The following is a 25402-nucleotide window of genomic DNA, read 5'->3' on the forward strand; positions in this document are numbered from 1 at the left end:
CCGACGGGACCGGGAAGGCGCGGTCGCCGGCGATGACGAAGAACGACGCGACGATGCCCGCGAGGCCGACGTAGCCGAGGACCGGGCGGAGCGCGGCGGGCAGCGTGCCGATGCGGGCCGCGAAGATCGCGAGGAGGGCGCCGATGCCGAGCTCCCACGCGCGGGAGAAGGTGGAGAAGTACGCGACGGTCGGGCGGGCCGAGGTCTCGTAGAAGCCCCACGCCAGCGACGCGACGATGAGGGCGCCGACGGTGAGGCCCATGGCGAGCGGCACGAGGCGAGCGCGCTCACGGCGCGACTTGGTGCGGCGGCGAACGAGCGTGATCACGAGGACCATCAGCACGGGCCAGACGACGTAGAACTGCTCCTCCACGGAGAGGGACCAGTAGTGGCGGAACGGCGAGATGGGCCCGTCGGCGGCGAAGTAGTCGGTCCCGGCGCTCGCGAAGTGCCAGTTGGAGACGAAGAGCGCGGACCAGAGGGCGTCCCACAGGCTCGCCTGCGCGCGCACCACGTTGAAGACGAGGAACGAGACGGCCGTGGTGACCACGAGCACGAGGAGCGCGGCCGGCATGATGCGGCGGACGCGGCGCTTGTAGAAGTCGAGGAACGAGATCTTCCGCGTGCGCTCGTACTCCTTGAGCAGCAGGCCGGTGATGAGGAACCCGCTGATGACGAAGAAGACGTCGACGCCGACGAAGCCGCCGGACGGCCAGCCGACGAGGTGGTCGACGATGACGGCGATGACCGCGAGGGCCCGCAGCCCCTCGACGTCGGGGCGGAATCCGCGGTTCACCGCGACAGGCGAATCCCCCGTGGGAGGAGGGTTCTTGCTGCGTCGGGCGGAGCGCAGCTCCGACTGGTCCGGGAGCGCGGGGGTGCCCCGGCGAAATGTCTGCGAGCTCATGGCCTCGGTCCCAACTGACTCGTGTACCGCCGTGCAGCACTGCTGTAGGAGCGACCATAACAGGGCCCCGGAGGGCCGACCACGCCCCGGACGGGGGCGTTCGGCACTGCCTGCGCCGCCCGTGGGCTGTGTGATGATAGACAGCCGAGGCTGTGGATATCCCACGTATGCGGACACTCCGCGCCTGTGTGCTTTTGGGGAAGGGTTCTTAGTTATGGCGCTCCGTGACTTCATTCGGATGCTGCGTAGGGGCGCGGTGCTGATCATCCTGACGCTCCTGGTCGGGGTCGGCGCCGCGGCTGCCTTCTCCCTCCTCCAGACCCCCGAGTACGAGGCGTCCACCAAGGTGTTCGTCGCCCCCAGCAGCTCGGGCAGCGTCTCGGAGCTCCAGCAGGGCAACAACTTCACCCAGCAGGCGGTGAAGAGCTACGCGGACGTCGTCACGACCCGCGCCGTGCTCCAGCCGGTCATCGACGAGTTCGGCCTCGACATCACGTCGCGCGAGCTCGCCGAGTCCGTCCGCGCCTCGGCGCCGCTCGACACCACCATCATCGACATCACGGTCACGGACGAGAACCGACAGGACGCCGCGACCCTCGCGGACGCCATCGGCGCCAGCCTCACCACCGTCGTCGGCACGCTCGTCCCCGAGACCATCGAGGGCACGGCCCAGGTGCAGATCACGCAGCTCGAGCAGGCGGAGATCCCCGAGGCGCCCTCCTCGCCGAACCTGCCGGTCAACATCATCGTCGGCGCCATCATCGGCCTCCTCGTCGGCGTGGGCATCAGCCTCCTCCGCGAGACGCTCGACAACCGCATCCGCGGGGAGCGCGACGTCGAGCTCGTCACGACCAAGCCCATCCTCGGCGGCATCGCGTTCGACCCCAAGGCGACCGAGCGTCCGCTCATCGTCCAGGACGACCCGCGCAGCCCCCGTGCGGAGTCCTTCCGCAGCCTCCGCACCAACCTCCAGTTCCTGGAGTTCGGCGGCCGCTCGCGCAGCTTCGTCATCACCTCCTCCATCCAGGGCGAGGGCAAGTCGACGACCAGCTCGAACCTGGCGCTGGCGCTGGCCGACTCCGGCATCAAGGTCGTCCTCATCGACGCCGACCTCCGCCGCCCGCGCCTCGCCTCCTACATGGGGCTCGAGGGCGCCGTGGGCCTCACCGACATCCTCATCGGCCGCGCCGAGATCGAGGACGTCATCCAGCCCTGGGGCTCGGGCATGCTCTCGATCCTGCCCGCCGGCCAGATCCCGCCGAACCCGTCCGAGCTCCTCGGCTCGCAGGGCATGGCGCGCCTGCTGCAGGACCTCGAGGAGCGCTACGACGTCGTCCTCATCGACGCCCCGCCGCTGCTCCCCGTCACCGACGCGGCGATCCTGTCCAAGAACGCCGGCGGCGCGATCGTCGTCGTCGCCGCGGGCCGCACGCACCGCACCCAGCTGAAGAGCGCGATCGCCAACCTCACCAACGTGGGCGCGGACGTGCTCGGCCTCGTCATCACCATGCTCCCCACCAAGGGCCCGGACGCGTACGGCTACGGCCACTACGGCTACGGGTACGGGTACACGGAGGATCGCGACGGGCAGAAGACCAAGGCGCCCATCGAGAAGATCAAGGCGTAGCGCCCCTCCATGTCGGACATCGCCCCCACCAGCCGCAGGGCCGCACGCGCGGCCCTCGGCGGCTCCTCCGCCGAGCCCGTCGACGACGGCGCCTTCCGCGTCCTCTTCGTCTGCTCGGGCAACATCTGCCGCTCCCCGCTCGCCGAGCAGGTGCTGCGGGCGCGCGTCCGGGCGATCTTCGGCGGCGACGCCGCCCAGGCCGACGCGGTCGTGCGCTTCTCCAGCGCCGGCACCATCGCGGCGGAGGGCCAGCGGATGCCGGAGCAGGCCGCGGAGCTGTCGGTGCGCTACGGCGGGGACCCGAGCGAGCACGAGGCCCGCTACCTGACGCCCGCGATCATCCAGGGCACCGACCTCGTCCTCACCATGGCGCGCGAGCACCGCAGCCTCGTGGTGCGCGCGCTCCCGCGCGCCAACCGCTTCACGTTCACGCTCCGCGAGTTCGCGGCCCTCTTCGAGCACCTCGTCGAGGTCACCGGGGACGAGAAGCACATCTCCTGCGACGGGGACGTGTCCGCGCAGCTGCGGGCGCTCGTCCCGCTCATCGCGGCGCAGCGGGGCGTGACCCTGCCGCCCGCGCACGAGGACGACTACGACGTGGTCGACCCGTACCGCCGATCGCAGGACACGTACGACGCGTCCGGCGAGCAGGCGGGCGGCGCCATCGAGTCCGTCCTGTCCTCGGTGCGCGCCGTGACGCGCACCGACGCCCCGCGCCCCCGGGACTGACCCGGGAGGACGACCACCGGATGCGGGGGCCCACGAAGCCCCCCTGACCGCCGACGGCCCCCCACCGGGGCCACTTCCCCGAGGGAACCGTGACCACGCAGCAGACACGACGCACCGCCGAGCCCCAGGAGGGCTCGCGATGGCGGGTCGTCTACGCCCGACGCCTCGCGCTCAGCGACGCCGTCGTCATCGTCGTCACCACGTTCGGCGTCCAGTACCTGTGGTTCGGCACGTCGGCCGGCGCGGTGGACCTGGGCGACGACGCCCCCGACATCGCCGTGAACTACACGATCGTCTCCTGCGTGCTGGTCCTCGCGTGGATGGCCGTCCTGCACATCACGAGCACGCGGGACTACCGGGTCGTCGGCACCGGCACCCAGGAGTACCGCCGGGTGGCCGACGCGACGCTGCGCCTCTTCGGCGTCATCGCCATCGTCGCCTTCCTGGTCAACATCGACCTCGCCCGCGGCTACATCGTGACCGGCCTGCCGCTCGGCCTCCTGCTCCTGCTCACGTCCCGCGCCCTCTGGCGCGCGTGGCTGTCCGCCCAGCGCCGTCGCGGCGACTACTCCTCGCTGATCCTCCTGGTCGGCTCGCTGGAGAGCGTCACCGTCACGGCCGCGACGCTCCGGCGCGCGCCCGCCGCCGGCTACCGCGTCGTCGGCGCCTGCCTCACGGGCGACGTCCGCCCGGCGCGGCTGCCCGACCTCGACGTGCCCGTGCTCGGCCACGCGGACGATGCCCTGCGCGCGCTCGAGTCGGTGGGCGCGGACACGCTCGTCATCACGTCGAGCGACGAGCTGCCGCCCGAGCGCATCCGCGAGATCGGCTGGTCGCTCGAGCCCGGCCGCCACCACCTGGTGATGGCGCCCGGCCTCACCGACGTCGGCGGTCCGCGGATCCACACCCGCCCGGTCGCCGGCCTCCCGCTCCTGCACGTGGAGACGCCGCGCCTGGAGAGCCGCAAGCTCCTCACGAAGCGCCTGTTCGACGTCGTGGTCTCGTCCGTCACGCTCATCGTGCTCAGCCCGCTGCTCCTGGTCATCGCGATCCTCATCAAGGCGACCAGCCCGGGCACGGTGCTCTACCGCCAGGAGCGCATCGGCCGGAACGGCCAGCCGTTCGCCATGCTCAAGTTCCGCAGCATGCGGCAGGGCGCCGACGCGGAGCTGTTCACGCTCCTGGAGGAGCGGGGCGCCGGGGACACCCCGCTGTTCAAGGTCGAGGACGACCCCCGCGTCACGCGCGTGGGAGCCGTGCTCCGGCGGTACTCGCTCGACGAGCTGCCGCAGTTCGCGAACGTGCTGGCCGGGTCGATGAGCCTCATCGGTCCCCGCCCGCAGCGCGAGAGCGAGGTGGCCCTGTACGACAGCGTCGCCCGCCGACGCCTGCTCATCAAGCCCGGCATGAGCGGCCTCTGGCAGGTCAGCGGCCGATCGACCCTGTCCTGGGAGGACGCCATCCGACTCGACCTGTACTACGTGGAGAACTGGTCGCTCACGGGCGACATCGTGATCCTCGCGCGCACCTTCGCCGCCGTCATCCGCGCGGAAGGGGCCTACTGATGACCGGGTTGCTGGTGCAGGAGTGGATCGAGAAGTCCGGCGGGTCCGAGAAGGTCTTCGACGCGTTCGCGCGCGCCTTCCCCGACGCGGACATGTTCGCGCTCTGGACGGACGACCCGGGCCGCTACGGCGACCGCCACGTGCGGGAGAGCTGGCTGGCCCGCACGCCGCTCCGCAGCAGGAAGCCCCTCGCGCTGCCGTTCATGCCGCTCACGTGGAGCGCGCTCGACCTCGACGCCTACGAGTGGACGCTGTCGAGCTCGCACCTGTTCGCGCACCACATCGGCCAGGGCGACCAGCGCACGCGCCAGCACGTCTACGTGCACAGCCCCGCGCGCTACCTCTGGGCCCCCGAGCTCGACCAGCGCGGCGCGAACCCGCTCGTGCGGGCCGTCGCGCCGCCGCTGCGCGCCCTCGACCGTCGGCGCGCGCAGGCGTCGCTCGCCCAGTTCGCCGCCAACAGCGCGTTCGTGCAGGAGCGGATCCGCGTGTCCTGGGACGTCGACTCGCAGGTCATCCACCCGCCGGTGGACGCCACCGCGATCCGGGCGACCGCGTCCTGGGAGGACACGCTCACGGGAGCCGACGCGGCTCTCGCGGAGTCGCTGCCCGAGAGCTTCCTGCTCGGCGCCAGCCGCTTCGTGCCCTACAAGCGCCTCGACCTCGTGATCCGCGCGGGCGAGGCCGCTGGCCTGCCCGTCGTGCTCGCCGGGTCCGGGCCCCTCGCGGAGGAGCTCCAGGCCCGGGCCGCCGCGGCGCGCGTGCCCGTCACGATCATCCCGCGCCCGTCGGACGCCCTCCTCTACACGCTCTACCAGCGCGCGGTCGCGTACGTGTTCCCGCCGGTCGAGGACTTCGGGATCATGCCCGTCGAGGCGATGGCCGCGGGCGCCCGGGTGCTCGTCAGCGACGTCGGCGGCGCCACGGAGAGCGTGATCGACGGCGTGACGGGCGTGCACATGCACGACTGGGAGGGCGCCGGCCTGGCCGACGCCGTCGCCCGCGCCGCGGCGCTGGACCCCGCGGACAGCGTCCGCCGCTCCGCCGACTTCGACGTGGCCGCATTCGAGCGCCGCATCGCCGCCTGGGTCCGCCACGACGGCGCCCTCGTCGACGGGAGGGGCGCCTGATGCGCCGGCTCGTCGTCAACCAGGCCTACGCGGGGCAGCGCATCACCGGCCAGCAGCGCTACGCGGTCGAGATCGCGCGCGCGCTCGAGGGCCAGCCCGGCGTCACGCGCGCCACGCCCTCGGACGCGATCGCGTCCTCGGGCGCCCGCAGCTGGCTCTGGGTGCAGACCGCCCTGCCGTGGATGACGCGCCGGGACGTGCTCCTGTCGCTCACGAGCCGCGCCCCCCTCGTGCACCGCCGCCACATCGTCGTCGTGCACGACCTCTTCGTGATCACGAACCCGGAGTGGTACAGCCGGGAGTACGTGGTGACCCACGTGCCGCTGCTGAAGGCGAACCTCCGGGACGCCCGCGTCATCGTGACGGTCAGCGAGCCCGTCGCCGAGCAGGTCCGCGAGCTCGGGCTCTCCAGCGCGCCCGTCGTGGTCGCGCCGAACGCGCCGAGCCCCGTCTTCAGCGCGCCGCGCGGAGCCGAGGAGCGCGCCGAGGTCCTCGCCCGGCACGGGGTGGCCGACGGCGGGTACCTCCTCGCGGTCGGCAGCATGGATCCGCGGAAGAACCTCCCGCGCCTCGCCGAGGCGTACCTCGCCCTGCCCGCGGAGACCCGGGCGGCCGTGCCGCTCGTGCTCGTGGGCGCGCGCAGCGCCGTGTTCGGCGACGTCGACCTGGCCGCCTCGGACGACATCAAGCTGGCCGGCTACGTGTCCGACGACGAGCTCGCCGTGCTCTACGCGGCCTCGCGCGGCGTCGTGTTCCCGAGCCTGGCCGAGGGATTCGGCCTGCCCCTCGTGGAGGCGATGGTCGCGGGCGCCCGCCTCGCGGTGTCCGACATCCCCGTGTTCCACTGGATCTGCGGGGACGACGCCGACTACTTCTCCCCCGGCGACGTGTCCGCCGTCACGGACGCCCTCGCCCGCCTGGCCGCCGCGGCGCCGCTCGACGACGAGGAGGCCGCGCGCATCCGCCGCGCCGTCACCTCCCGCTTCGACTGGCGGATGAGCGCGCGCACCGTCCACGACGCGTACCAGAGCATCGGGACGCGATGATCCGTCGTCTCGGACTGCTGCTCCCCACGGGCGCGGCGGGGCTCACGCGCGTGCTCCAGCTCGTGCTGCTGGTGGCCCTCACGCACCTGTCGGCGGGCCCGGACGGCAACGCGCTCGTCACGGGGTTCGCGCTGCTCAGCTCCTTCGCGATCATCACGGACTCCGGCGCGGCCAACTTCCTGCTCTCCCTCCCCCGCCAGAGCCTCACCCGCGGCGTCCACGCGCGGGCGGTCGCCTTCCACGCGGGCCTCGGGACGGTCGGCGCCGCCATCGCCGTCCTCCTGACCGTGGCCGCGGCGTCGACCGCGTCCCGCGAGACGGTGCTGCTGCTCGTCGCGCTCGGCGTCAGCCAGGTGCTCGACTCGCTCACCCGCACGATCCGCGCGCCCCTGCTGGTCGGGCGCCGGGACGCGTCCTACGCCTTCCCCGACCTCGCGCTCGTGGTGCTGAAGGCCGTGCCGCTCGTGATCGCGGTGCTCGTGCCCGAGCTCCTCGTGCTCCTCGCCTTCCCGCTCGTGTCGCTCGTCGTCACCGCGGGCACGTGGGTCGCCGTCCGCCGCGACCTCGCGAGCACGAGCGAGGAGCCGGTGCGCGTCTTCCCGCAGATCCTCGAGTTCGGCCTCTCCGGATCCCTCAGCGCCCTCTACTCGCAGGCGCCGCTCGTGCTCGGCACCGCGATCCTCGGCGTCGACGCGGTCACGCCGCTCGCGCTCGCCTACCGCGTGGTGCAGCCGCTCGAGGTCGTGCCGGCCACCCTCTCGCAGCAGCTGATCCCCCGCATCCGCACGGCCGGACGCGGCGCCCGCGCCTACTGGTGGCGGTTCGCGCTCGGCGGCCTGGTGCTCGCCGGGATCATCGCGCTGATCCGCGAGCCCGTCGAGCAGGTCTTCGGCGGCGACGCGTTCGACCAGGTCGTGTTCCTCGTGATCCTCCTCTCGGTCGCCCCCAAGTTCGGCAACTACGCGCTCATGGCGTACGCGATGGGCTCCGGCCTCATCCGCGTGCGGCTCACCGCCACCGTCGTCACGGGCGTCGTCGCCGTGATCCTCACGCTCGTCGCCTGCCTCACCGCCGGCACCGTCCTCCTCGCCGGCGTCACGCTCGTCAGCGAGCTCGTCCTGAGCGCCGCCATCGCCGCGCTCCTCATCCGCAACCGCAGGAAGGACACCGCATGAGGATCCTCATCGTCTCCGCCGACCGCACCCTCGCGTCCGGCCACCCGCAGAACCTCGGCGACGCCTTCCTCACCGACGCGCTCTCCGAGCGCCTCCGCCGGGCCGGGCACGAGACCGTGGTCGCCGACTTCGGGCAGACCGTACGCCGCGACTCCCCGGAGCAGCGCGCCCGTGTCTCCGGCGTCCGCCCCCTCGCCGACCTGGTGCGCCAGGTGGACGCGGTCGTCGTCGGCGGCGGCACGCTGCTCGCGGACGACCAGCCGGGTCGCCCCTTCGCGGGCCTCCCCCGCCTCATGGCCGTCACCGGCCTCATCGCCCGCACCAGCCGCACGCCGCTCGCCGTGTTCGGCGTGGGCGCGGATCCCGTGACCCGCCGCCGCGCGCGCCTCGCCCTCCGCGCGGGCCTCGACGCCACGCGCGTCTGGACCCGCGACCCCGACTCCGCCGGTCGCGCCGCCGGCTACTCGCGGCTCCCCGTCGAGGTGGCCGCCGACGTCAGCCTCTTCGCCGCCCCGGAGCTCGCCGAGCTGGCCGCGCCCGCCGACCGCCGCCGCGGCGCCGTCGTCGCCCTGAACGCGACGCACTCCCCGCAGGTCACGCTCGAGGACGTCCGGGCGCTCGAGGAGCGCTTCGGCGAGGTCGTGTTCGTCTCGATGGACCAGGGCGACGACTCCGACGTCGGCGCGCTCCGGCCCGAGGTCCGGGCCCGGCTCGTCACCGAGCCCGGCGACCACGGCTGGCGCCGCGCGGCCGAGCTCATGGCGGACCGCGAGGTCGTCGTGGCGTCTCGCATGCACGCCATGTACCTCGGTACGATGCTGTCGACCCCCGTGGTGGCCGTGGGCGGGGCCACCAAGGTCGGGGCGTTCACGCGCGAGTTCGGCATCCCGTCGGAGCCCGCCTTCGACCAGGCGGTCCGCACCGCCATCGCTGGGCCGGCCGACGCCGGCACCGCGGCCACCACCGCGGCGGCTCTCGTCGCCGCCACCGCCCGCCTGGACGCGGCTTTCGAGGAGATGACGTCATGGGTCCGACCTACCGCCTAGCGACCCCGGCGGTCTTCGCGGCCGCCGTGGTCCTCACGATCCTCGCGGTCCTCGGCGGCGTCGCGCTGCTCGGCAACCAGTTGTCCTACCCGTTCATGATCGCGGCCCTCGCGGTCCTGCTCGTCGGCGTGCTGGTCAAGGAGACCGTGAGCAACGGCGACCCGCTGACCCCCGGCGGCATCGTCGCGGCCACGGGCCTCCTCCTGTTCGTGCTCCGGCCGCTCACGGTGGCCAACAGCATGCTGACGAGCCCGGGCGCCCGCGCGGACACGCGCTTCTTCTCCCCCACGCTGCAGCTCGCGGCGAGCTCCGCCCTCATCGAGGCGCTGATCTTCTTCTCGGCGTTCTTCGTCGTCTACTACTACTCGACCGCCCGGGAGGCCCGCCGCATCGCGCAGGGCGGCCAGGACGCGGCGGCGCTCGACAGCGACGCGATCGCCACCGGCCGCACGACCACCGTCCCCCACACCGAGGTGCGCTGGCAGCGCGTCTTCGACACGAGCATCTCGCAGGCGCTCGTCGTGATCTCGGCCGTCGTGGCGCTCGGCCTCACCACGTACCTCGTGCTGAGCTCCGGCGGCATCGCGGCCTACACGGCCGGCCTCGCGAACCGGAGCGACTTCCTGTCGGGCAAGTCCTTCATCGGGCTCTCGTACATCCCCGTGCAGATCGCCATCGTGCTCAACGTGCTCGCGCGCCGGCAGAAGGGCCTCGACGCCTGGAACTGGGTCAACGTGATCGGGGCCCTCGTCCTCGTGGTGTGCGCGGGATCCGCGGGTGGCCGCGGCCCGATCATCATCGGCGTCTTCCTGCCGTTCCTGATCCTCAAGCAGATCGGCCCGAAGCCCTTCCGCTTCCGCTCGATCGCGGTCATCGCGGGCCTCACGGCCGTCATCGCGATGGTCTACTCGATCGTCATCCGCGAGTCCACGTTCGACAACGGCCGCTCGCTCGACCGCCTCACGCAGGACCCCCTGGGCGTCCTCCTCGACCGCCTCACCAGCGGGATCGAGACGCGGCCGTTCGACGTGCTCATCCGCCTGAACGAGGTGGCCGCCCTGCCCGGCTGGGCCTACCAGTGGGGCTCGACCTACGCCGCGGTGCCCGCCTGGTTCGTGCCCCGCGGGCTCTGGGAGGACAAGCCGTTCGGCGGCGGGAACACGTGGTTCACGTCGACGTACGTGCCGCGGTTCTACGGCGTCAACCGGGTCGAGACCAGCCTGTCGGCCATCGGCGAGGCGTTCTCGAACTTCGGCGTCCCCGGGGTCGTCGCCATCGGCGCGCTGCTCGGCCTCGTCGCCAGCCTCTTCATCCGCGCCCGCATGCGCCGCCGCGGCGTGCTGGGCGGCGCCATCGCCATCGTGATCACGCCGTACCTGTTCTCCCTCATCCGCGGCGACGCGTACCAGGGCATGTCGACGAGCATCGCGTCGCTCGTGATCCTCACGCTGTTCTTCTGGCTCTCCACCACCCGCAAGCAGGTGACGGGGCCCGTCAGCGCGCCCGTGCCGCTGCTCGACGAGACCTCCACCGCCGCGGAGCGCGAGCGGGAGCGCGAGAGCGTCCCCGCCGTCGCGGACGCGGACGCCGACGACCGCGTCGCGGACGCCGACGCCCGCGTCGCGGACGAGGGACGCCCCGCGCGAGCCGGGGGCCGGGCGTTCCCGGCCGGCCGGCCCGCCACCACCTGGAAGGCCGATCGATGACCGGACCCGAGACCCCCGCCGAATCTCCTGCAGAACGGCCCGCCGACGGGACGCCCTCCGCCTCCCGCCCCCTCTGGCGGCGCAAGCGGCTGTGGATCCCGGTCGGCGTCGTCGGCGTGGCCGCCGTGGCCGTGGGCGTCTCCGCGGCGCTGATCCTGCCGCGCGTCGACACGATCCAGGGCGAGCTGCGCGCGGCGCTGCCCCTCTCCGAGGACGTGCAGTCGTCGCTCCTGGCGGGCGACGTCGAGACCGCGAAGGCAGGTGCGGCGGAGCTGCGCGGACACACCGCGAAGGCCTCCGAGGCGTCGCAGGACGGCGTGCTCGCCGCCTTCGAGTGGGTGCCGGTCATCGGCCCGAACCTCCACGCCGCCCGCGTCCTGGCCAGCGCCAGCGACCGGCTCGCCACCGACGTCGTGACCCCGGCCACCGAGGTCTCCCTGGCGGCCTTCACGCCCGTGCTCGGCAGCATCGACCTCGCCGGCATCGACTCCCTGGGGAAGACGGTCGACACCGCGTCGACGGGTCTCGCCGGCGCGCGCACCGAGCTCGACGCCGTCGACCGCGACGCGCTGTGGCCGCAGGTCGCCGACGACGTCCAGCTCATGGACGACACGCTCCGCACCACGCAGGAGACGGCGGACACCTTCTCCTCCGTCACCGGGATCCTCCCGGACCTCCTCGGTGCCGAGGGGGCGCGCAACTACCTGCTCATGTTCCAGAACAACGCCGAGGTGCGCGCGACCGGCGGCAACCCGGCCGCGCTCGTGCTGCTGACCGTCGAGGACGGCAGCGTGCGGATCGCGGACCAGGCGTCGAGCAACGACTTCCCGCGGAACGTGCGCCAGGGCGCCGTGCCCGACGAGACGGTCCGGCTCGTGGAGCCGCGCTCCGACCGCTTCGAGCAGAACATCACGATGTTCCCGGACTTCCCCACCTCCGGCGCGCTCGCGAAGGCCTACTGGGAGCGCTACATCGGCGACCGCGTCGACGGCGTGCTCTCGTTCGACCCCGTCGCGCTCAGCTACCTGCTCGAGGCGACCGGGCCGATCACGCTCGAGACCGGCGACGTGCTCGACGCGCAGAACGCCGTGCCGACGCTCCTCGGCGCGGTCTACGCCCAGTACCCCGACTACCTCGCGCAGGACCGCTACTTCGCCAGCGCGGCCAGCACCATCTTCGCGAAGCTCGTCACCGACACCCCGCCCGTCGTGCCCCTCGTCGCGGCGCTCGACCGCGCGATCGAGGAGCACCGCCTCCTGATGTGGAGCACGGTGCCCGAGGAGCAGGAGCTCATCGGGGGCGGCCCGCTGAGCGGCGCCCTCCCCGCGGACAACGCCGGCCAGACGACCATCGGCCTGTTCTTCAACGACATCGGCCCGGGATCCAAGCTCGGCTACTACCTGCGCTCCGGCGCCCGCGTCGAGTCCTCCACCTGCGGCGACACGACGACCTACACGGTGGCGGTCGACATGACGAGCATCGCCCCGCTCGACGCCGCGACCAGCCTGCCGCGCTACGTCACCGGGCTCGACGGCATCTCGAAGGGCCGCCAGTTCAACGACCTGCTCGTCTACGGGCCCGTCGGGTCCACGGTGTCCGACTGGTCGACCGACGCGGACCTCCTCTCGGAGGAGGCGCGCGGCACCGACGGCGGGCGCGGCATGATCCGCATCCGCTCGGAGCTGGCGCCGCAGGAGACGAAGGCGGTGCAGGTGACCTTCACCATGCCGGCCAGCGACGACGCCGGGCCGCTCGAGGTGCGCAACACCCCCCTCGTGCGCCCGCTCGAGTCCGTGGTCACCGAGGTGCCCTGCACCGCGGCAGGCTGATCCGCGCCCGCGGGCGGTCGGCGCCCGCCCCGTTCTGGGGCGTCGTCGTCCGCCCCCGCCGCCCGTAGACTCGACGAGCCAATGGGGGTCGGGCCATCCCCTGGGTGCCCGTCCGCCGACCCGAGCACCCGAGTACCCGAGCCCGAGAGCACACGTTGACACCCAGCACCCTGACCGCATCGCCCCGGCGGGCGGGTCGCGCCCGGCGCTGGATCACGCGGACCCTGCTCGCCCTCCTGGTGCTGGTCCTCGCCTGGATCCTCGCCGGCGTGCCGCTGTTCGTCATGCCGGCCGCGAGCCAGCCGGGCAAGGCCGACGTCATCTACGTCATCGGGCCGCCCAACCCCACGCGCCGCGACCTCGCGGAGAAGCTCGTCGACGAGGGCTACTCCGACACCGTGGTCTTCTCCGTGCCGTCCACGGGCCCGCAGTCGGCCGACCGCCTCGCGGCCTGCAACGGCGAGTTCCCCTACCCGGTCACCTGCGACACCCCGTCGCCCTTCACGACGCAGGGCGAGGCCCGCTACCTCAAGGAGAAGGCGGAGGAGAACGGGTGGACGAGCGCCATCGTCATCACCTGGACGCCGCACGTGACCCGCACGCAGCTGATCTTCGACCGCTGCTTCGACGGCGACCTCATGGTGGTCGAGGACCCGGTCGACTTCGGCCCGCGCCAGTGGATCACGCAGTACGTCTACCAGACCGGCGCCTTCGTCAAGGCGCTCGTCACGCCCGGCTGCTGAGCCGGATCACCGCGCCGCGGTCCTCGCGGTCGGCCGGGCGGGGTTGAATGGACGTCATGACCCTCGCGATCGGCCCGACGACCGGCGACGACCTCCACCTCATCTCCCTCAACGTGCGCATGCCGTGGCACGGCACCCGCCCCGGCGAGGCCGACCACTGGCCGGAGCGCCAGGAGGTGCTCACCCGGTTCCTCCAGCAGGAGCGCCCCACGGTGCTCGGCGTGCAGGAGGCGCTGTGGCCGCAGGTCCAGGCGATCGAGAAGGCGCTCCCGCCCTCGTACCGCATGGTCGGGCAGGGCCGGGAGGGCGGCAGCCACGGCGAGCACGGCGCGATCTTCTACCAGGCCTCCCGCCTCACCCTCCTCGAGCACGACGTGATGTGGCTCTCCGACACCCCCGACGTGATCGGCAGCATGACGTGGGGCAACCCCATGCCGCGGATCATCACCTGGGCCCGCTTCCAGGACGAGGCCACCGGCCACCCGCTCGTCGTGCTGGTGACGCACCTCGACCACGACGTGGCCGAGGCCCGCGATCGGTCCGCCGAGGCCGTCGCCGAGCTCGTCCGCACGCGCTTCCCCGGCCTGCCGGTCGTGCTCATGGGCGACTTCAACGCGCCCGTCGACTCGTTCCCCTACGACGTCCTCACCCGTCGGGCCGGCCTCCGCGACTCCTGGCTCGACACCGCCCGCCAGGCGACGCCCGCCTTCGGCACGTTCCCCGACTACCGGCGGCCCGTGGTCGGCGACCCGCGCATCGACTGGATCCTCGTCGGCGACCGCGTCGAGGTGCGCGCCGCCGCGATCAACGACTTCTCCTGGCGCGACCGCATGATGAGCGACCACCTGCCCGTGCAGGCGCTCGTCCGGCTCAGCTGACCGGGCGGTCCCCGTCGCCGCGGGTCACGCGCACGGCGCCGCCTCCCCGGCCTCGTAGCCTGGGGGGATGAGCACCCCGCCGAAGGTCTACGCCATCCACGAGAACCCCGAGTGGTTCGGGCCGTTCGCCGCCGCGCTGGACGCGCGCGGCGTGCCCTACGAGGAGTGGCTCCTCACCGACGGCGTGCTCGAGATCGACGAGGCGCCGCCCGAGGGGGTCTTCTGGTCGAGGATCAGCGCCTCCGCCCACACGCGCGACCACGCGCTCTCCAAGGACTACACGCGCGCGCTCATGTCCTGGCTGGAGGCGCACGGCCGCCGCACGGTCAACGGCCGCCGCACCATCGAGCTCGAGGTGAGCAAGGTCGACCAGCTCACCGCGCTCCGGGCCGCGGGCATCGAGGTGCCGCGGACGCGCGCGGTGATCGGCAGCCACCGCATCGTCGAGGCGGCGCAGGGGCTCCCGACCCCGTTCATCACGAAGCACAACCAGGGCGGCAAGGGCCTGGGCGTCCGCCGCTTCGACAGCGTCGAGGAGCTGGCGGCCTACGTGGAGGGGCCGGACTTCGAGGAGCCGCAGGACGGGATCACGCTGCTGCAGGAGTTCCTGGAGGCGGCGACCCCGCGGGTCACGCGGGTGGAGATCGTGGGCGGGCGCTTCGTCTACGCGATCCAGGCCGACACCGCACGCGGCGGGTACCAGCTGTGCCCGGCCGACGCGTGCGCCATCGACCCGGCGACCGGCGCGCTCGTGATGCCGCCCGGCGCCACCATCGCGCAGCAGCCGGGCGACACGATCTTCTCGCTGCGGGAGGACATCACCGCAGAGCATCCGCTGGTGGAGCGCTACGTGGCGTTCCTCGCGGGGCTCGGGATCGAGGTGGCCGGCATCGAGTTCATCGAGACCGCCGACGGCCGGCTGGTGACCTACGACGTGAACACGAACACGAACTACAACGCGGGCGTCGAGGCGGTCGCGGAGCGCTCGGGCCCGGGCGCGGTGGCGGAGCTGCTGGAGCGCGTGCTGCGGGAGACGTACCCGGGCGCCTGACGCGGCGGGCGGATCGCCTGCGCGGACGGGCCGCGCGGGCGGCCCTGGCGACGTCAAGCCGTCGGGCCGCCGTCCTCGGGCGCGACCGCGCTCGTGTCCACGTCCTGCGCGTCGGCGATCTGCGTGTGGTGGTGGATGACCTCCGCCACGATGAAGTTCAGGAACTTCTCCGCGAAGGCCGGGTCGAGGCGGGACTCCTCGGCGAGGGCGCGGAGGCGGAGGATCTGGCGGCGCTCGCGCTCGGGATCCGCCGCGGGCAGGCCGTGCGCGGCCTTGAGCCGGCCGACCGACTGCGTGAACTTGAAGCGCTCGGCGAGCAGGTGGACGAGGGCGGCGTCGATGTTGTCGATGCTGCCGCGGATGTCCCCCAGCTCCTCGAGGGCGTCCCGGGCGTCGTCGTCGAGGGGAGCCCCTGCGGGGCCGGTGATCTCAGGCATGCCACGACCCTACCGATCGGACCCGGGACGACGGAGGCGGGCGCCCCGTCGGGGGCGCCCGCCTCGCGGATCGTGCGGGTGGATCAGTCGACGATGGAGATCTTCACGTCGATGTTGCCGCGGGTCGCGTTGGAGTACGGGCAGACCTGGTGGGCTGCGTCCGCGATCTCCTGGCGGCGCTCGGGGGCGACGTTCGGGAGGTAGACGTCGAGCTCGACCGCGAGGCCGAAGCCGCCGGATCCGTTGTCGCCGATGGAGACGCTGGCCGAGACGCCCGCGTCCTTCGTGTCGACGCCGGCGTTCTTGCCGACGAGGTGGGTGGCGCCCAGGAAGCAGGCGCTGTACCCGGCGGCGAAGAGCTGCTCGGGGTTCGTGCCCTCGCCCGAGCCGCCCATCTCCTTGGGGGGACGGGTGTCGAAGTCGATGCGGTCGTCCTCGCTGCGGACATGTCCGTCGCGTCCTCCGCCGGAGGCGTGCGCGATAGCGGTGTAGATGGGTTCCATGCCCCCATCAGACCACGATCGAGCTGGGAGCGGGCGGCGCGCCGCGTGGACGCGCGCAGGACGGACGATGGACAGCGGGTCAGGGCAGGAGGCCGGAGCGGTAGCCCCAGACCACCGTCTGCAGGCGGTCGCGCGTGCCGAGCTTCGTCATGATCCGGGTGAGGTGCGACTTCACCGTGCTCGTCTCGATGACGAGGCGGCCGCCGATCTCGTCGTTCGACAGGCCGTCGCCGAGGAGCCGCACGATGTCCTGCTCGCGCGGCGTGAGCACGTCCGCGCCCGGGTGCACGGCGGACGCGGCACGGCGGCGCGTGAACTCCGCCATGACGCGGCGGGTGGTCACGCCGTCGAGCGCGGCCTGCCCCGCGGCCAGCGCGCGGACCGCGGCGATGAACTCGTCCGGCTCCGCGTCCTTGAGCACGAAGCCGCGGGCGCCGGCCTCGAGCGCGCCGAAGACGTACTCGTCCAGGTCGAAGGTCGTGGCGACGAGCACGGCGGGGCCGGGGCGGTCGTCGTCGGGGCGGGCGCCGGCGCGGTCGTCGGCGGGTCGGTCGTCGGCGTCCGCGCCGGTGATCGCGCGGGTCCGCCTCGATGCCGTCTCCGCCCGGCATGCGCACGTCCATCACGACCACGTCGGGGGCCAGGCGGCCGACGAGCGCCACCGCCTCGCGTCCGCCGGACGCCTCGCCGACCACCTCGATCCCGCCGGCCGTCTCGAGGACGACGCGGAAGCCCGCGCGCACGATGGACTGGTCGTCGACCAGCACCACGCGGATCACGCGTCGGCCCCCGCGCCCGCGGCGACGGGCTCGACCGGGAGCTCGAGGCGCACGCGCCAGGTGCCGGAGGCCGTGGGGCCCGCCTCCAGCCGGCCGCCCACGAGCGCGGCCCGCTCGCGCATCCCGACGAGGCCGTAGCCCGGGGCCCCCGCGGGCGCGACGGCCGGCAGCGGGTTCTCGACCACGAGCACGAGCCGGGCGGGACCGGCCTCGGTGGTGAGGGTCACGGCGGATCCGGGGGCGTGCCTCCGGGCGTTCGCGAGCGACTCCTGCACCGTGCGGTACGCGGTGACGTCGGCGAGCGGCGCGAGGGTCGGCAGGTCGCCGGTCGCGCGCTCCTGCACTGCGGTTCCCGAGGCGCGGGCCGCGCGCACGAGACCGTCGACGTCGGCGAGCCCCGGGACGGGGACCTCGCCGGCCGGGCCGCCGGGGCCGGACCCGGTGGGGCCGTCGTCCGTCTGCCGCAGGATCCCGACGATGGAGCGGAGCGCGTCGAGGGTCTCCCGGCCCTGCACGCGGATCCCCCGCAGCGACGCCCGCGCCCGCTCCGGGTCGATGTCCACGAGGCGCTCGGCGGCGCCCGCCTGCACGACGAGCGCCGTGAGGTGGTGCGCGGCCACGTCGTGCAGCTCGCGCGCCATGCGGGTGCGCTCGGCGGCGACCGCGGCGCGGGTGAGGGCGGCCTGGTGCTCCACCGTCTCCACGGCGCGGGCCAGCGCGTCGCGGTCGTGGCGGCGGCGGAGCGCGACCCAGGAGCCGACGGCGGCGCTGGCCACGGCGATGAGGATCCCGCTGGCGAGGATCGACGCCGCGTCGACCACGACGGGGAGGCCGAGCGGCAGGCGGTCGGCGTCGGGCACGAGCGCCGCGCGGACCCGGCCGGTCGCGGCGAGCAGGGCGCCGACGGCCTCGATACCGAGGGCCGCGGCGACGATCCGCGCAGCGGGCCCGACGGGCAGCCGCACCCCGACCGTGTAGGCGGCCACCACGGGGGCCGCCGCCCAGAACGCGAAGCCGGGCGGCAGCACGGCGACGAGACCGGCCTGGAGCACCGACACCGCGAGGAGCGTGGCCCGCGGGTGGCGGCGGCGGACGGCCAGCGGGGCGCACTGGGCGACCGCGAGGATCCCGATGAGCCACGACTGCGCGGACGTCATGCCGCGCGCCGTGCCGTCGGCCCAGGCGAGCGCGAGGAGGCCCGCGAGGAGCACGAGGGTGACGACGGCCCAGGCGACGGCCGCCGCGGCGTCGCGCCCGGCGTCGGTGCGGATCCCGACCCGGTCGAGGCCGCGCCGGACCCCGTCGCCGAGGGCCGCGCCGGGGCGGGAGCCGGATCCGCGCGGGGCGTCGGGGGCGTGCGTCGCGTCGGTCACGCTCCGAGCATGCCAGGCGGCCGGGCCGCGGCCGTCGCCGTCGCCGTCGCCGTCGCCGTGGCGCATCAGTAGCTCACGCTCGGCGCGAGCAGGCGGAACCCGACCGCGAAGGCCGCGATGCCGATGAGCGCGACCAACACGAGCACGCGGCCCGCGACGATCCACGGCCCGCGGCGGGTGCGCACGGCCTGCCAGGCGGCGAGCGCGGCGGGGATCACGGCGAGGGCGCCGAGGAGCTGCAGCCCCTGGAGGGTGCGCAGCGTCGCCGCGGGGACGTCGGTGAACGAGAGCGCCTGCACGGCCGCGACCGACCAGCCGGCGAGCGCCAGGAGCGTCACCGCCTGCCCGATGCGGGAGAGGAGCAGCGTGCGGCTCCGGCGGGGGCGCGGGGTCGCGACGGCGTCGTCCGCACGGGCCGCGCGGCGGCGGCGGCCGATGCCCGCGACGGCGGCGGCCGGCCAGACGACGACCGAGACGAGGAGCACGGCCACGGCGGCCAGCAGCCCGGGGATCACCGCGGACGCCACCTGCCAGGGCTCCGCGCGCAGGAGCGTGAAGGACGCGCCCCACGTGATCCCGTCGACCGGCCCGCCGTCCGCGGAGGCGCGCGTCGCGATCACGGCGTCGCCGCCGACCTCGCGCCACAGGTCGTCGCCGGCCTTCTCGTAGACGCCCGTCGTGACGCCCAGCGGCTTCGGGGTGATGGCGATCGTGCCGTCGGCGCGGGGCACGATCTCGGTCTGGCCGCTGAGGGAGAGCAGCGCGCCCGGGTTCGAGAAGGGGGCGCGGGAGGAGATCCACGTGCCGGCGAGGTCGGCCGCGGCCTCCGGGTCGCCGACGGGAGCCGCGGCGGGGGCTGCGGACGTGCCGGCGGCGTCGCCCGCGGGGCGCAGGTACCGGTCGGCGAACCCCTGGAGGACGGCGGTCCGGAGCTCGAGGGTGTCGACGGCGTCGCGTCCGTTGCCGTTGACGGTCACGAAGATGCCGGCGTCGCTGTCCGGGAACATGCGCATGGCCGTGTGGAAGACGTTCGTGTCGCCGTCGTGGCCGAAGGCCGGGACGCCCGGCGTGCTGTCGTCGAAGAAGCCGAGCGCCATGCGCTGGCCGGCCGCGAAGGTGCCCAGCTGGTCGGCGTCGAGGGCCGGGCGGTGCATCTCGTCGAGGGTCGCGGGATCCAGCAGCGCCTGGTCGGCGGGCAGGTCGCCGAGGTGGCCGAGCATGAAGCGGGCCATGTCGGAGGCGGTGGCCGAGAGCGCACCGGCGGGTGCCGCGTTGACGACCTCCGTCGGGTACGCCGGCTGCGTGTCGTCCGGGTAGCCCTTCGCGAGGCGCGCGTCGAGGTCGGCGGGCAGCGGCTGCGCGAAGGACGAGGAGGTCATCCCGGCGCGGTCGAGCACCTCCTCCTGCACGAGGTCGACGAACGGCTTCCCGGCCACGCGCTCGGCGACGTAGCCGGCGAGGCTGGCGCCGTAGTTCGAGTAGGCGGGGGTGGTGCCCGGCGCGAAGACCTGCTCGGGCGGATCCGTGCGCATCACGTCGCCGAGGGACCGCTCGGTGCCCGGCAGGCCGATGAGGCCCGTGACGACCTCCTCGAACCCGGCCGTGTGGGTCAGCAGGTGCCGCAGCGTGACGGGACCCTTCGGGGTGTCCAGGTCGAAGTCGAGGTGCTGCTGCACGTCGTCGTCGAGGTCGAGCCGGCCCTCCTCCACGAGCTGCATGACCGCGGTGGCGGAGACCACCTTGGAGACGGAGCCGACGCGGAAGAGCGTGCGATCGGGATCCACCGGCTTCGCGGGGGTGCCCTCGGTGCCGGTGTCGGCGAGGCCGTAGCCGCGGGTGGTGAGCACCTGGCCGTCGGCGACGACCGAGACGGCCGCGCCGGGGATGCCGGTGGTCTGCAGGGCGGAGCCGACGGTGCCGTCGAGCCAGGTGTCGACATCGGCGCGGGTGAGGTCGTGGCCGCCCGGCTGGTGCTGGGGCGGCGCGGGCGGCGGCGGATCCGCCGGGGCAGCCGACGTGGCGGCGCCGGCCGCCAGCGGGATCGCCAGGGCGAGCGCGACGGCGCCGACGACGGAGGCCAGGCGGCGGGATCGGCGCGGGCGGCGTCGGCCGGGAAGGGCGGCGGCGGTGGAGGTGCGGGGTGTCGTGTCCATGCATCCCACGCTCCCGGCTCGGCGCCCGCGGCACAGGGGGCGGGAGTCGGCACCTCGCCTGCGACTCGAGTCGCAGGCGGGGGTCCCTCGCGCGTCCGGGTGCGGTCGACACGGGTGCGGTCGGCGCGAGCCCGAGGAGGGACGCGCCGGCCGGACGGGGGTGCGCGGCTGCTCCCGGGGACGCCGTACAGTGAGCGCGTCGCCCTGCATCGCCAGAGCCGAACGACGCGCCGCCTCGACGTCCTGACGTCACGTGCGCGAGCTCGCGCACGATGCACGCGCCGCCGCCGACACCGGCCCGACGCGCCGCCCGCAGGACCGGGCCCGGCTCCTCCGTCGGGTCCCGGCGCTGCACCGCCCGACCGACGTGCACCTCCGGAGGCACTCCATCCCCCATGACCGCTGCTATCCCGCCGGCGAGGCCGCGCGCGTGCACGCGAGCGCCGCCCCGGTCGACGACCCCGACGCGGACCCCGACGCCGGCCCCGGCAGCCGCAGCTTCCTCGACTTCGCCGTCGTCGCCGAGCACGCCGGCCCCCACTCCGTCGCCGTCACCTACGACCACTGCGCCTCCACCCCGCTCACGCTCGGCTTCGCCCTCGACCGGGGCCAGACCCGCACCGTGCACTACCCGCCGCTCCGGCGCGGCACGACCCACCGCACCCTGGTCGTCGACGTGCACATGCGCCGGGGCCCGGGCGTCATCCGCGTCGCCGAGGGCCCAACGGGCGCCCGGCTGCACGTGCACTCGCTGCGTGTCACCCGCGCGCGAGCGGCCCCGGACGCACGGGACGGCGTCGGCGCAGCGCCCCCGGTGGGCCCGCTGGGCGCCGAGGGCCGACCGGCCTAGACCGCCGTCATCCCCGGTCCAGCCCGGGCCCGGCCTGCGCGGAGCCGCCGCACCGGATCCGCGCCCCCGAACCGCGGGCGTCCTGGTGCTGCAGCTCCTGGGGGGCAACGTCCGCACCGGTCCCGACCGATCGCCCGTCGCCGGGGACGTCCTGTGGCCCTGCGGGAACGCGACATTCCGGCGGTGCGACAGCGATCGCATCAGGAGCTCGACCCGGATCCGGGCGCCGGGGAGCAGGGCCCCGCACGCGGTCGCGCTCTCGCTGGGTCTCGCTCGGTCACCGCCGCACCGCCCGTCCCCACGGCCGCTCCCCCGGTCTCCCGTCTCGCGGCCGCTTCCCGCCGCCCGCCCCGCCCCGCCCCGCGCCGGCGGATCACCGGATCATCTCCCGCACGTGCCCCACCGATGCCGCACCACGATCCAGGAGGACCCGATGCCCCGAGACGCGCACGTACCGCTCGGGCGGCGGTCCATGAGCCGGGCCGACATCGAGCTCATGGTCGCGGTCGCCTGGAACGCCGAGGGGCGGCTGCGCGGCCTGCGCCCGCTGGCGTGGGTGATCGGCGACGCCGACTTCGTGCACTTCATCGGCGACGCCGACGCCTACTCGCGTGCTGCTCGCCGGGAGATCATCGAGGACTGGATCGCGGAGCTGGGCCTCGCCGACCTCATCGACGGCACCGTGCCGCCGCTGCAGCGCATCGGCCGCGACATGGTGTGGACCGGGAGCATCGACTCCATCGGCATGCAGTTCCGCTACCCCGCCGAGGACGACGAGGGGCGGCCCTCCGCCTGCTGACCGCCCGCGCGGCTGCGGCCCGCTCAGGCCGCGGGCGTCCGGAACAGGACCGGCCGGCCCTCCTGGGCGGCGATCCGCGCGTCGAGTCCGGCGCGGACGGCCGGCCACTCGTCGGCGAGGATCGAGTGGATCGCGGCGTCGCGCCAGGTCCCGTCGGCCCGGAGCTGGTCGCGGCGGCAGACGCCCTCGAAGGTCGCGCCGAGCTTGAGGATCGCGGCGCGGGAGCGGGCGTTGAGCGCGTCCGCCTGCAGCTTGACGCGGCCGAAGCCGGAGTCGAACGCGCGGCCGAGGAGGAGCCGCTTGGCCTCCGCGTTGACGACCGTGCCCCAGACCCGCGGGTCGTAGGCGGTCCAGCCGAGGTGGACGCGCTCGCGCCGCGTGTCCAGCTCGGTGAGGCTCGTCGTGCCGACCAGCTCGCCGTCGTGGGGGCCGCCCACGAGGATCACGGCGGTCGGCAGGTCGTCCCAGCGGAAGTAGGTGCGCGCCCACGCGTCGAAGGCCGTGTCGTCGGCGGGGAGGCCGGCCGGGCCGCCGCCGAAGCCGCCCGCGAAGACGGCCGGGTGCGCGATGGCGGCCCGGAGCGCGGGCAGGTGCGCGGGCGTGAGCGGGTCCAGCCGGACATGGGTGCCGAGGAGGGACGCGGGCGCGGGCACGGTGGCGGTCACCCGGCCAGCCTGGCAGAGGCGGCGACGGGCTCGGGCGCGCCGCTCGCGCCCCGGCCTACGCTGGCGGGATGAGCACCGACGCCCGCGCCCCGCGCACCCTGTCCGACCACCGGCCCGAGGACGCGGAGGACCTGACGATCGAGGTTCCGGCGGCGCGGCTCTCGGCCGTGCGCGTGCCGGCCCGCACCGGGGATCCCGCGACCGCGCCCGTCGCGCTGCTCGTGCCGGGGTTCACGGGGTCCAAGGAGGACTTCCTCCCCATCATGGGCCCGCTCGCCGACCGCGGCTTCACGGTCGTGGCGTTCTCGCAGCGCGGGCAGTGGGGATCCACCGGACCCGGCCAGGCCGAGCCGCCCGTCGACGCGAGCGGCTACGAGCTCGAGACCCTCGGCCAGGACGTGCACCACGTGGTCGACGCGCTCGCCGGCCGCGGCGGATCCGGCGGCCGTCACGTGGCGACCGACGCCTCCCCCGCCGCCCCGCTCGGGCCCGTGCACCTCCTCGGCCACAGCTTCGGCGGCGTCGTGGGGCTCCAGGCGCTGATCCGCGACCCGGGCCGCTTCGCCAGCTACACGCACTGGAACTCGGGTCCCCGCAGCCGGGCCGACCGCTCCGAGCAGATCGCCGCCGTCCGCGCGTCGGGCAGCGCCGGGCTCTGGCCGCTGTGGTTCCTGCCCGAGCAGCTCGACGGCGACGACCCCGAGGTGGAGTGGTTCCGCACCCGCCTGTTCGGCACCGCGTCGGCGCAGCTCCTCGGGGCGCTCGAGATCATGCAGGAGCAGACCGACCGCGTCGAGGAGCTGCGGGCGGCGGGCGTCCCCGTGCTCGTCTCCCACGGCGACGCCGACGACGCCTGGCCGCAGGACTGGCAGCGCGACATGGCGGAGCGCGCCGGCGCCCGCTACGAGGTGGTCGCGGACGCCGGCCACTCCGCCCAGGTCGACCAGCCGGAGGCGAGCGCGGACCTCCTCGCGGGCTTCTGGCGGAGCGCGGCGCCCGCGGCCTGACGGTTCATGCCCCATGCCTCGCCGAGCGGCGGCCGCTCGCGTCAGGACAGTCGGCCGGTGTCCTCCTGGAACCAGCGGATCAGCTCGCGGAGCGCGGGCCGGATGGCGTCGTCCGGGCGCTCGCCCTCGAGGTCGTCGAAGGTGTCGCGGTAGCCGGGGATCCGCTCGGCCACCCGGGCGTCGTACTTGGCCATGCCCATCGTCCAGTCGGGGAACTGCCGCACGGTGATCCGCTCCTCCATCAGCGTGGCGATGCGGCCGTGGCGGTCGTCCGCGAGGATCGCGCGCATGCGCTCCCGCACGTCGTCCTCCTCCCCCTCGATGAGCTGGAGGAAGCGGCCCTGCCGGTGCACGAGGAGGCCGGTGAGCCCGTGCGCCGCGTTGGTGGCTCGGCTCTGCGCGAGGAGCTGGGCGAGGTCGACGTCGTCGAAGGACCGCTCGGCGGTGCTGGAGTAGACGATGGAGAGCATGGGGTCCTTCCGCGTGCGCGGGCCGCGCGTCGTCGGACGGGGTCGTGCCCCCGCCGCCCCTCCAGCCTGGTCCACGGTGGCACCGAGGACCAGGCCGCGGCGGGTCCCGTCAGATGGCGGATGCTGTCGGGGTCCCTCGCGGGCTCCTGCACGCCGGTGCTCGGAGCCGGGCGCCGTCACGCCCGGTCGTGCAGCGTCACGTGGTAGCCGTCGAGGTCCGCGAAGGCGAACGTGCGGCCGAAGGGCCCGTCGAGGGGCGGCGTGACGATGCGGTGGCCGTCGGCGACGTGCGCGTCGTGGATCTCCTGCACCCCGGTCGCGTGCAGCCAGATGGCCGCGCCGATCCCGGGCTGGGCGACGGCGTCGAGGTCGGTGCCGGGGATCACGTCGCGGAGCGCGAACGCGATGGGGGTCGTCGAGAACACGGCGGCGTGCGGAGGTCCCGCAGGCGAGCGGACGAGGCCCAGGTAGCGCTCGTAGAACGCCTGCGCGGCCTCGAGGTCGCGGACCTGGAGCGAGATGAAGTCGGGGCCGGTGGCGGGCATGGTGTCTCCCGCCCCGCGGAGGAGGCGGTCGGCCGGGTGCAGCCCGCGCGCCTCACCGCGACGGGCCGCCGCGACCTCGCCGCCGCCAGCGCCGCCGTGCGTGCGGTCGAGCGGCGGATGCTCGCCGACCTCACCGAGGACGACCGGGCTGCGGCGACGCGGATCCTCCGCAGCATGGTGCGGTCGCTGCGCGCGGAGGACCCCGGCGCCTGACGGACCGGCGCGCGGAGCGGCCCGCGCGGATCAGCTCGCCCGGGTCACCGCTCGACCACGAGCCGCCGCAGCTCCGCCGACGACACGTACCCGAAGCGGTGCAGCTCGCGCCACGCCGCCACGTACTGCTCCTGGCCCATGTCGAGGTCGGCCTGGAGCCGCTCGCGGTTCATGGT

24 protein-coding genes and 2 pseudogenes are annotated in these 25402 nt (G+C 74.4%); 16 read left to right on the plus strand and 10 right to left on the minus strand.

Features of this window, described 5'->3' with window-relative positions:
• Positions 1-34 precede the first annotated feature (34 nt).
• Positions 35-1174, minus strand: a pseudogene (locus QFZ62_RS07065) (acyltransferase family protein); the annotation flags it as partial.
• On the opposite strand from QFZ62_RS07065, the gene QFZ62_RS07070 reads away from it, so the two are divergent.
• The 12 genes from QFZ62_RS07070 (at position 1122) to QFZ62_RS07125 (ending at position 15432) form a co-directional block, all read left to right on the plus strand.
• Positions 1122-2534: a polysaccharide biosynthesis tyrosine autokinase gene (locus QFZ62_RS07070; RefSeq protein ID WP_307503499.1), complete on the plus strand. Its 1413-nt coding sequence runs from the start codon at positions 1122-1124 to the stop codon at positions 2532-2534. The pseudogene QFZ62_RS07065 and the gene QFZ62_RS07070 sit on opposite strands and share 53 nt — an antisense overlap.
• Before the next feature lie 9 nt (positions 2535-2543).
• Positions 2544-3263 carry a low molecular weight phosphatase family protein gene (locus QFZ62_RS07075; RefSeq protein ID WP_307503502.1) on the plus strand — a complete coding sequence of 240 codons (720 nt, stop codon included), beginning with the start codon at positions 2544-2546 and terminating at the stop codon, positions 3261-3263.
• Positions 3264-3352: 89 nt separating this feature from the next.
• Positions 3353-4828: a sugar transferase gene (locus tag QFZ62_RS07080; RefSeq protein WP_307503505.1), complete on the plus strand. Its 1476-nt coding sequence runs from the start codon at positions 3353-3355 to the stop codon at positions 4826-4828.
• Positions 4828-5958 (plus strand): glycosyltransferase, encoded by a 1131-nt coding sequence (locus QFZ62_RS07085; RefSeq protein ID WP_307503508.1) that lies wholly within the window; start codon positions 4828-4830, stop codon positions 5956-5958. Before QFZ62_RS07080 ends, QFZ62_RS07085 begins: the two co-directional genes overlap by 1 nt.
• A complete protein-coding gene (locus QFZ62_RS07090; RefSeq protein ID WP_307503511.1) occupies positions 5958-7004 on the plus strand; it encodes a glycosyltransferase family 1 protein in 1047 nt (348 codons plus the stop codon). Before QFZ62_RS07085 ends, QFZ62_RS07090 begins: the two co-directional genes overlap by 1 nt.
• A complete protein-coding gene (locus tag QFZ62_RS07095; protein ID WP_307503515.1) occupies positions 7001-8179 on the plus strand; it encodes a polysaccharide transporter in 1179 nt (392 codons plus the stop codon). Before QFZ62_RS07090 ends, QFZ62_RS07095 begins: the two co-directional genes overlap by 4 nt.
• On the plus strand, positions 8176-9225 hold the full coding sequence (locus QFZ62_RS07100; RefSeq protein WP_307503518.1) for a polysaccharide pyruvyl transferase family protein: 1050 nt from the start codon (positions 8176-8178) through the stop codon (positions 9223-9225). Before QFZ62_RS07095 ends, QFZ62_RS07100 begins: the two co-directional genes overlap by 4 nt.
• A complete protein-coding gene (locus QFZ62_RS07105; protein ID WP_307503521.1) occupies positions 9204-10931 on the plus strand; it encodes an O-antigen polymerase in 1728 nt (575 codons plus the stop codon). The genes QFZ62_RS07100 and QFZ62_RS07105 overlap by 22 nt, the downstream gene beginning before the upstream one ends.
• Complete coding sequence (locus QFZ62_RS07110; RefSeq protein ID WP_307503524.1) at positions 10928-12760, plus strand: DUF4012 domain-containing protein; 1833 nt, start codon at positions 10928-10930, stop codon at positions 12758-12760. Before QFZ62_RS07105 ends, QFZ62_RS07110 begins: the two co-directional genes overlap by 4 nt.
• A 155-nt stretch (positions 12761-12915) precedes the next feature.
• Positions 12916-13503 carry a YdcF family protein gene (locus QFZ62_RS07115; protein ID WP_307503527.1) on the plus strand — a complete coding sequence of 196 codons (588 nt, stop codon included), beginning with the start codon at positions 12916-12918 and terminating at the stop codon, positions 13501-13503.
• A gap of 56 nt (positions 13504-13559) precedes the next feature.
• Positions 13560-14381: an endonuclease/exonuclease/phosphatase family protein gene (locus QFZ62_RS07120; RefSeq protein WP_307503529.1), complete on the plus strand. Its 822-nt coding sequence runs from the start codon at positions 13560-13562 to the stop codon at positions 14379-14381.
• Positions 14382-14448: 67 nt separating this feature from the next.
• The gene (locus QFZ62_RS07125; RefSeq protein ID WP_307503532.1) at positions 14449-15432 is read left to right on the plus strand and encodes a RimK family alpha-L-glutamate ligase; all 984 of its coding nucleotides are present in this window, start codon (positions 14449-14451) and stop codon (positions 15430-15432) included.
• 53 nt (positions 15433-15485) lie between these two features.
• On the opposite strand, the gene QFZ62_RS07130 is transcribed toward QFZ62_RS07125, so the two are convergent.
• The 5 genes and pseudogenes from QFZ62_RS07130 to QFZ62_RS07150 all read right to left on the minus strand — a co-directional run bounded on the left by QFZ62_RS07130 (position 15486) and on the right by QFZ62_RS07150 (position 20677).
• Positions 15486-15869: a chorismate mutase gene (locus tag QFZ62_RS07130; RefSeq protein WP_307503535.1), complete on the minus strand. Its 384-nt coding sequence runs from the start codon at positions 15867-15869 to the stop codon at positions 15486-15488.
• An 83-nt stretch (positions 15870-15952) separates the two neighbouring features.
• The gene (locus QFZ62_RS07135; RefSeq protein ID WP_307503537.1) at positions 15953-16372 is read right to left on the minus strand and encodes an organic hydroperoxide resistance protein; all 420 of its coding nucleotides are present in this window, start codon (positions 16370-16372) and stop codon (positions 15953-15955) included.
• A gap of 79 nt (positions 16373-16451) precedes the next feature.
• Positions 16452-17151 (minus strand): annotated as a pseudogene (locus QFZ62_RS07140) (response regulator).
• Positions 17148-18524, minus strand: coding sequence for a sensor histidine kinase (locus QFZ62_RS07145; RefSeq protein ID WP_307503539.1), 1377 nt, complete (start codon positions 18522-18524; stop codon positions 17148-17150). The pseudogene QFZ62_RS07140 and the gene QFZ62_RS07145 overlap by 4 nt, the downstream one beginning before the upstream one ends.
• A gap of 65 nt (positions 18525-18589) precedes the next feature.
• Positions 18590-20677, minus strand: coding sequence for a serine hydrolase (locus tag QFZ62_RS07150; RefSeq protein ID WP_307503542.1), 2088 nt, complete (start codon positions 20675-20677; stop codon positions 18590-18592).
• 253 nt (positions 20678-20930) lie between these two features.
• On the opposite strand from QFZ62_RS07150, the gene QFZ62_RS07155 reads away from it, so the two are divergent.
• Both QFZ62_RS07155 and QFZ62_RS07160 read left to right on the plus strand, forming a co-directional pair.
• Positions 20931-21527, plus strand: a complete 597-nt coding sequence (locus tag QFZ62_RS07155; RefSeq protein ID WP_307503544.1) for a hypothetical protein — start codon at positions 20931-20933, stop codon at positions 21525-21527.
• Positions 21528-21960: 433 nt separating this feature from the next.
• Complete coding sequence (locus QFZ62_RS07160; RefSeq protein ID WP_307503547.1) at positions 21961-22326, plus strand: hypothetical protein; 366 nt, start codon at positions 21961-21963, stop codon at positions 22324-22326.
• 23 nt (positions 22327-22349) lie between these two features.
• Here the strand turns inward: QFZ62_RS07160 and QFZ62_RS07165 are convergent, their stop codons facing one another.
• On the minus strand, positions 22350-22991 hold the full coding sequence (locus tag QFZ62_RS07165) for a GNAT family N-acetyltransferase (RefSeq protein WP_307503549.1): 642 nt from the start codon (positions 22989-22991) through the stop codon (positions 22350-22352).
• A gap of 68 nt (positions 22992-23059) precedes the next feature.
• Between QFZ62_RS07165 and QFZ62_RS07170 the strand changes: the two genes are divergently transcribed.
• Complete coding sequence (locus QFZ62_RS07170) at positions 23060-23998, plus strand: alpha/beta fold hydrolase (RefSeq protein ID WP_307503552.1); 939 nt, start codon at positions 23060-23062, stop codon at positions 23996-23998.
• 41 nt (positions 23999-24039) lie between these two features.
• Here the strand turns inward: QFZ62_RS07170 and QFZ62_RS07175 are convergent, their stop codons facing one another.
• Positions 24040-24468 (minus strand): BLUF domain-containing protein, encoded by a 429-nt coding sequence (locus QFZ62_RS07175; RefSeq protein WP_307503555.1) that lies wholly within the window; start codon positions 24466-24468, stop codon positions 24040-24042.
• 176 nt (positions 24469-24644) lie between these two features.
• Positions 24645-25013 (minus strand): VOC family protein, encoded by a 369-nt coding sequence (locus QFZ62_RS07180; RefSeq protein WP_307503557.1) that lies wholly within the window; start codon positions 25011-25013, stop codon positions 24645-24647.
• 36 nt (positions 25014-25049) lie between these two features.
• Here QFZ62_RS07180 and QFZ62_RS07185 point away from each other — a divergent pair, with 36 nt between their 5' ends.
• Positions 25050-25226 (plus strand): hypothetical protein, encoded by a 177-nt coding sequence (locus QFZ62_RS07185; RefSeq protein ID WP_373425944.1) that lies wholly within the window; start codon positions 25050-25052, stop codon positions 25224-25226.
• A 44-nt stretch (positions 25227-25270) separates the two neighbouring features.
• Here QFZ62_RS07185 and QFZ62_RS07190 read toward each other — a convergent pair whose 3' ends face one another.
• Positions 25271-25399 carry a hypothetical protein gene (locus QFZ62_RS07190; RefSeq protein WP_011931910.1) on the minus strand — a complete coding sequence of 43 codons (129 nt, stop codon included), beginning with the start codon at positions 25397-25399 and terminating at the stop codon, positions 25271-25273.
• Between the last annotated feature and the right edge of the window lie 3 nt (positions 25400-25402).

This window comes from Clavibacter sp. B3I6 (assembly GCF_030816895.1).
Lineage (GTDB): Bacteria > Actinomycetota > Actinomycetes > Actinomycetales > Microbacteriaceae > Clavibacter.

Bases quoted from the DNA above. Each gene is read 5' to 3' on its own strand.
- QFZ62_RS07070 (WP_307503499.1), top strand. From the start codon at position 1,122: ATGGCGCTCCGTGACTTCATTCGGATGCTGCGTAGGGGCGCGGTGCTG.
- QFZ62_RS07075 (WP_307503502.1), top strand. From the start codon at position 2,544: ATGTCGGACATCGCCCCCACCAGCCGCAGGGCCGCACGCGCGGCCCTC.
- QFZ62_RS07085 (WP_307503508.1), top strand. From the start codon at position 4,828: ATGACCGGGTTGCTGGTGCAGGAGTGGATCGAGAAGTCCGGCGGGTCC.
- QFZ62_RS07090 (WP_307503511.1), top strand. From the start codon at position 5,958: ATGCGCCGGCTCGTCGTCAACCAGGCCTACGCGGGGCAGCGCATCACC.
- QFZ62_RS07095 (WP_307503515.1), top strand. From the start codon at position 7,001: ATGATCCGTCGTCTCGGACTGCTGCTCCCCACGGGCGCGGCGGGGCTC.
- QFZ62_RS07100 (WP_307503518.1), top strand. From the start codon at position 8,176: ATGAGGATCCTCATCGTCTCCGCCGACCGCACCCTCGCGTCCGGCCAC.
- QFZ62_RS07105 (WP_307503521.1), top strand. From the start codon at position 9,204: ATGGGTCCGACCTACCGCCTAGCGACCCCGGCGGTCTTCGCGGCCGCC.
- QFZ62_RS07110 (WP_307503524.1), top strand. From the start codon at position 10,928: ATGACCGGACCCGAGACCCCCGCCGAATCTCCTGCAGAACGGCCCGCC.
- QFZ62_RS07120 (WP_307503529.1), top strand. From the start codon at position 13,560: ATGACCCTCGCGATCGGCCCGACGACCGGCGACGACCTCCACCTCATC.
- QFZ62_RS07125 (WP_307503532.1), top strand. From the start codon at position 14,449: ATGAGCACCCCGCCGAAGGTCTACGCCATCCACGAGAACCCCGAGTGG.
- QFZ62_RS07130 (WP_307503535.1), bottom strand. From the start codon at position 15,869: ATGCCTGAGATCACCGGCCCCGCAGGGGCTCCCCTCGACGACGACGCC.
- QFZ62_RS07135 (WP_307503537.1), bottom strand. From the start codon at position 16,372: ATGGAACCCATCTACACCGCTATCGCGCACGCCTCCGGCGGAGGACGC.
- QFZ62_RS07150 (WP_307503542.1), bottom strand. From the start codon at position 20,677: ATGGACACGACACCCCGCACCTCCACCGCCGCCGCCCTTCCCGGCCGA.
- QFZ62_RS07160 (WP_307503547.1), top strand. From the start codon at position 21,961: ATGCCCCGAGACGCGCACGTACCGCTCGGGCGGCGGTCCATGAGCCGG.
- QFZ62_RS07170 (WP_307503552.1), top strand. From the start codon at position 23,060: ATGAGCACCGACGCCCGCGCCCCGCGCACCCTGTCCGACCACCGGCCC.
- QFZ62_RS07175 (WP_307503555.1), bottom strand. From the start codon at position 24,468: ATGCTCTCCATCGTCTACTCCAGCACCGCCGAGCGGTCCTTCGACGAC.
- QFZ62_RS07180 (WP_307503557.1), bottom strand. From the start codon at position 25,013: ATGCCCGCCACCGGCCCCGACTTCATCTCGCTCCAGGTCCGCGACCTC.
- QFZ62_RS07190 (WP_011931910.1), bottom strand. From the start codon at position 25,399: ATGAACCGCGAGCGGCTCCAGGCCGACCTCGACATGGGCCAGGAGCAG.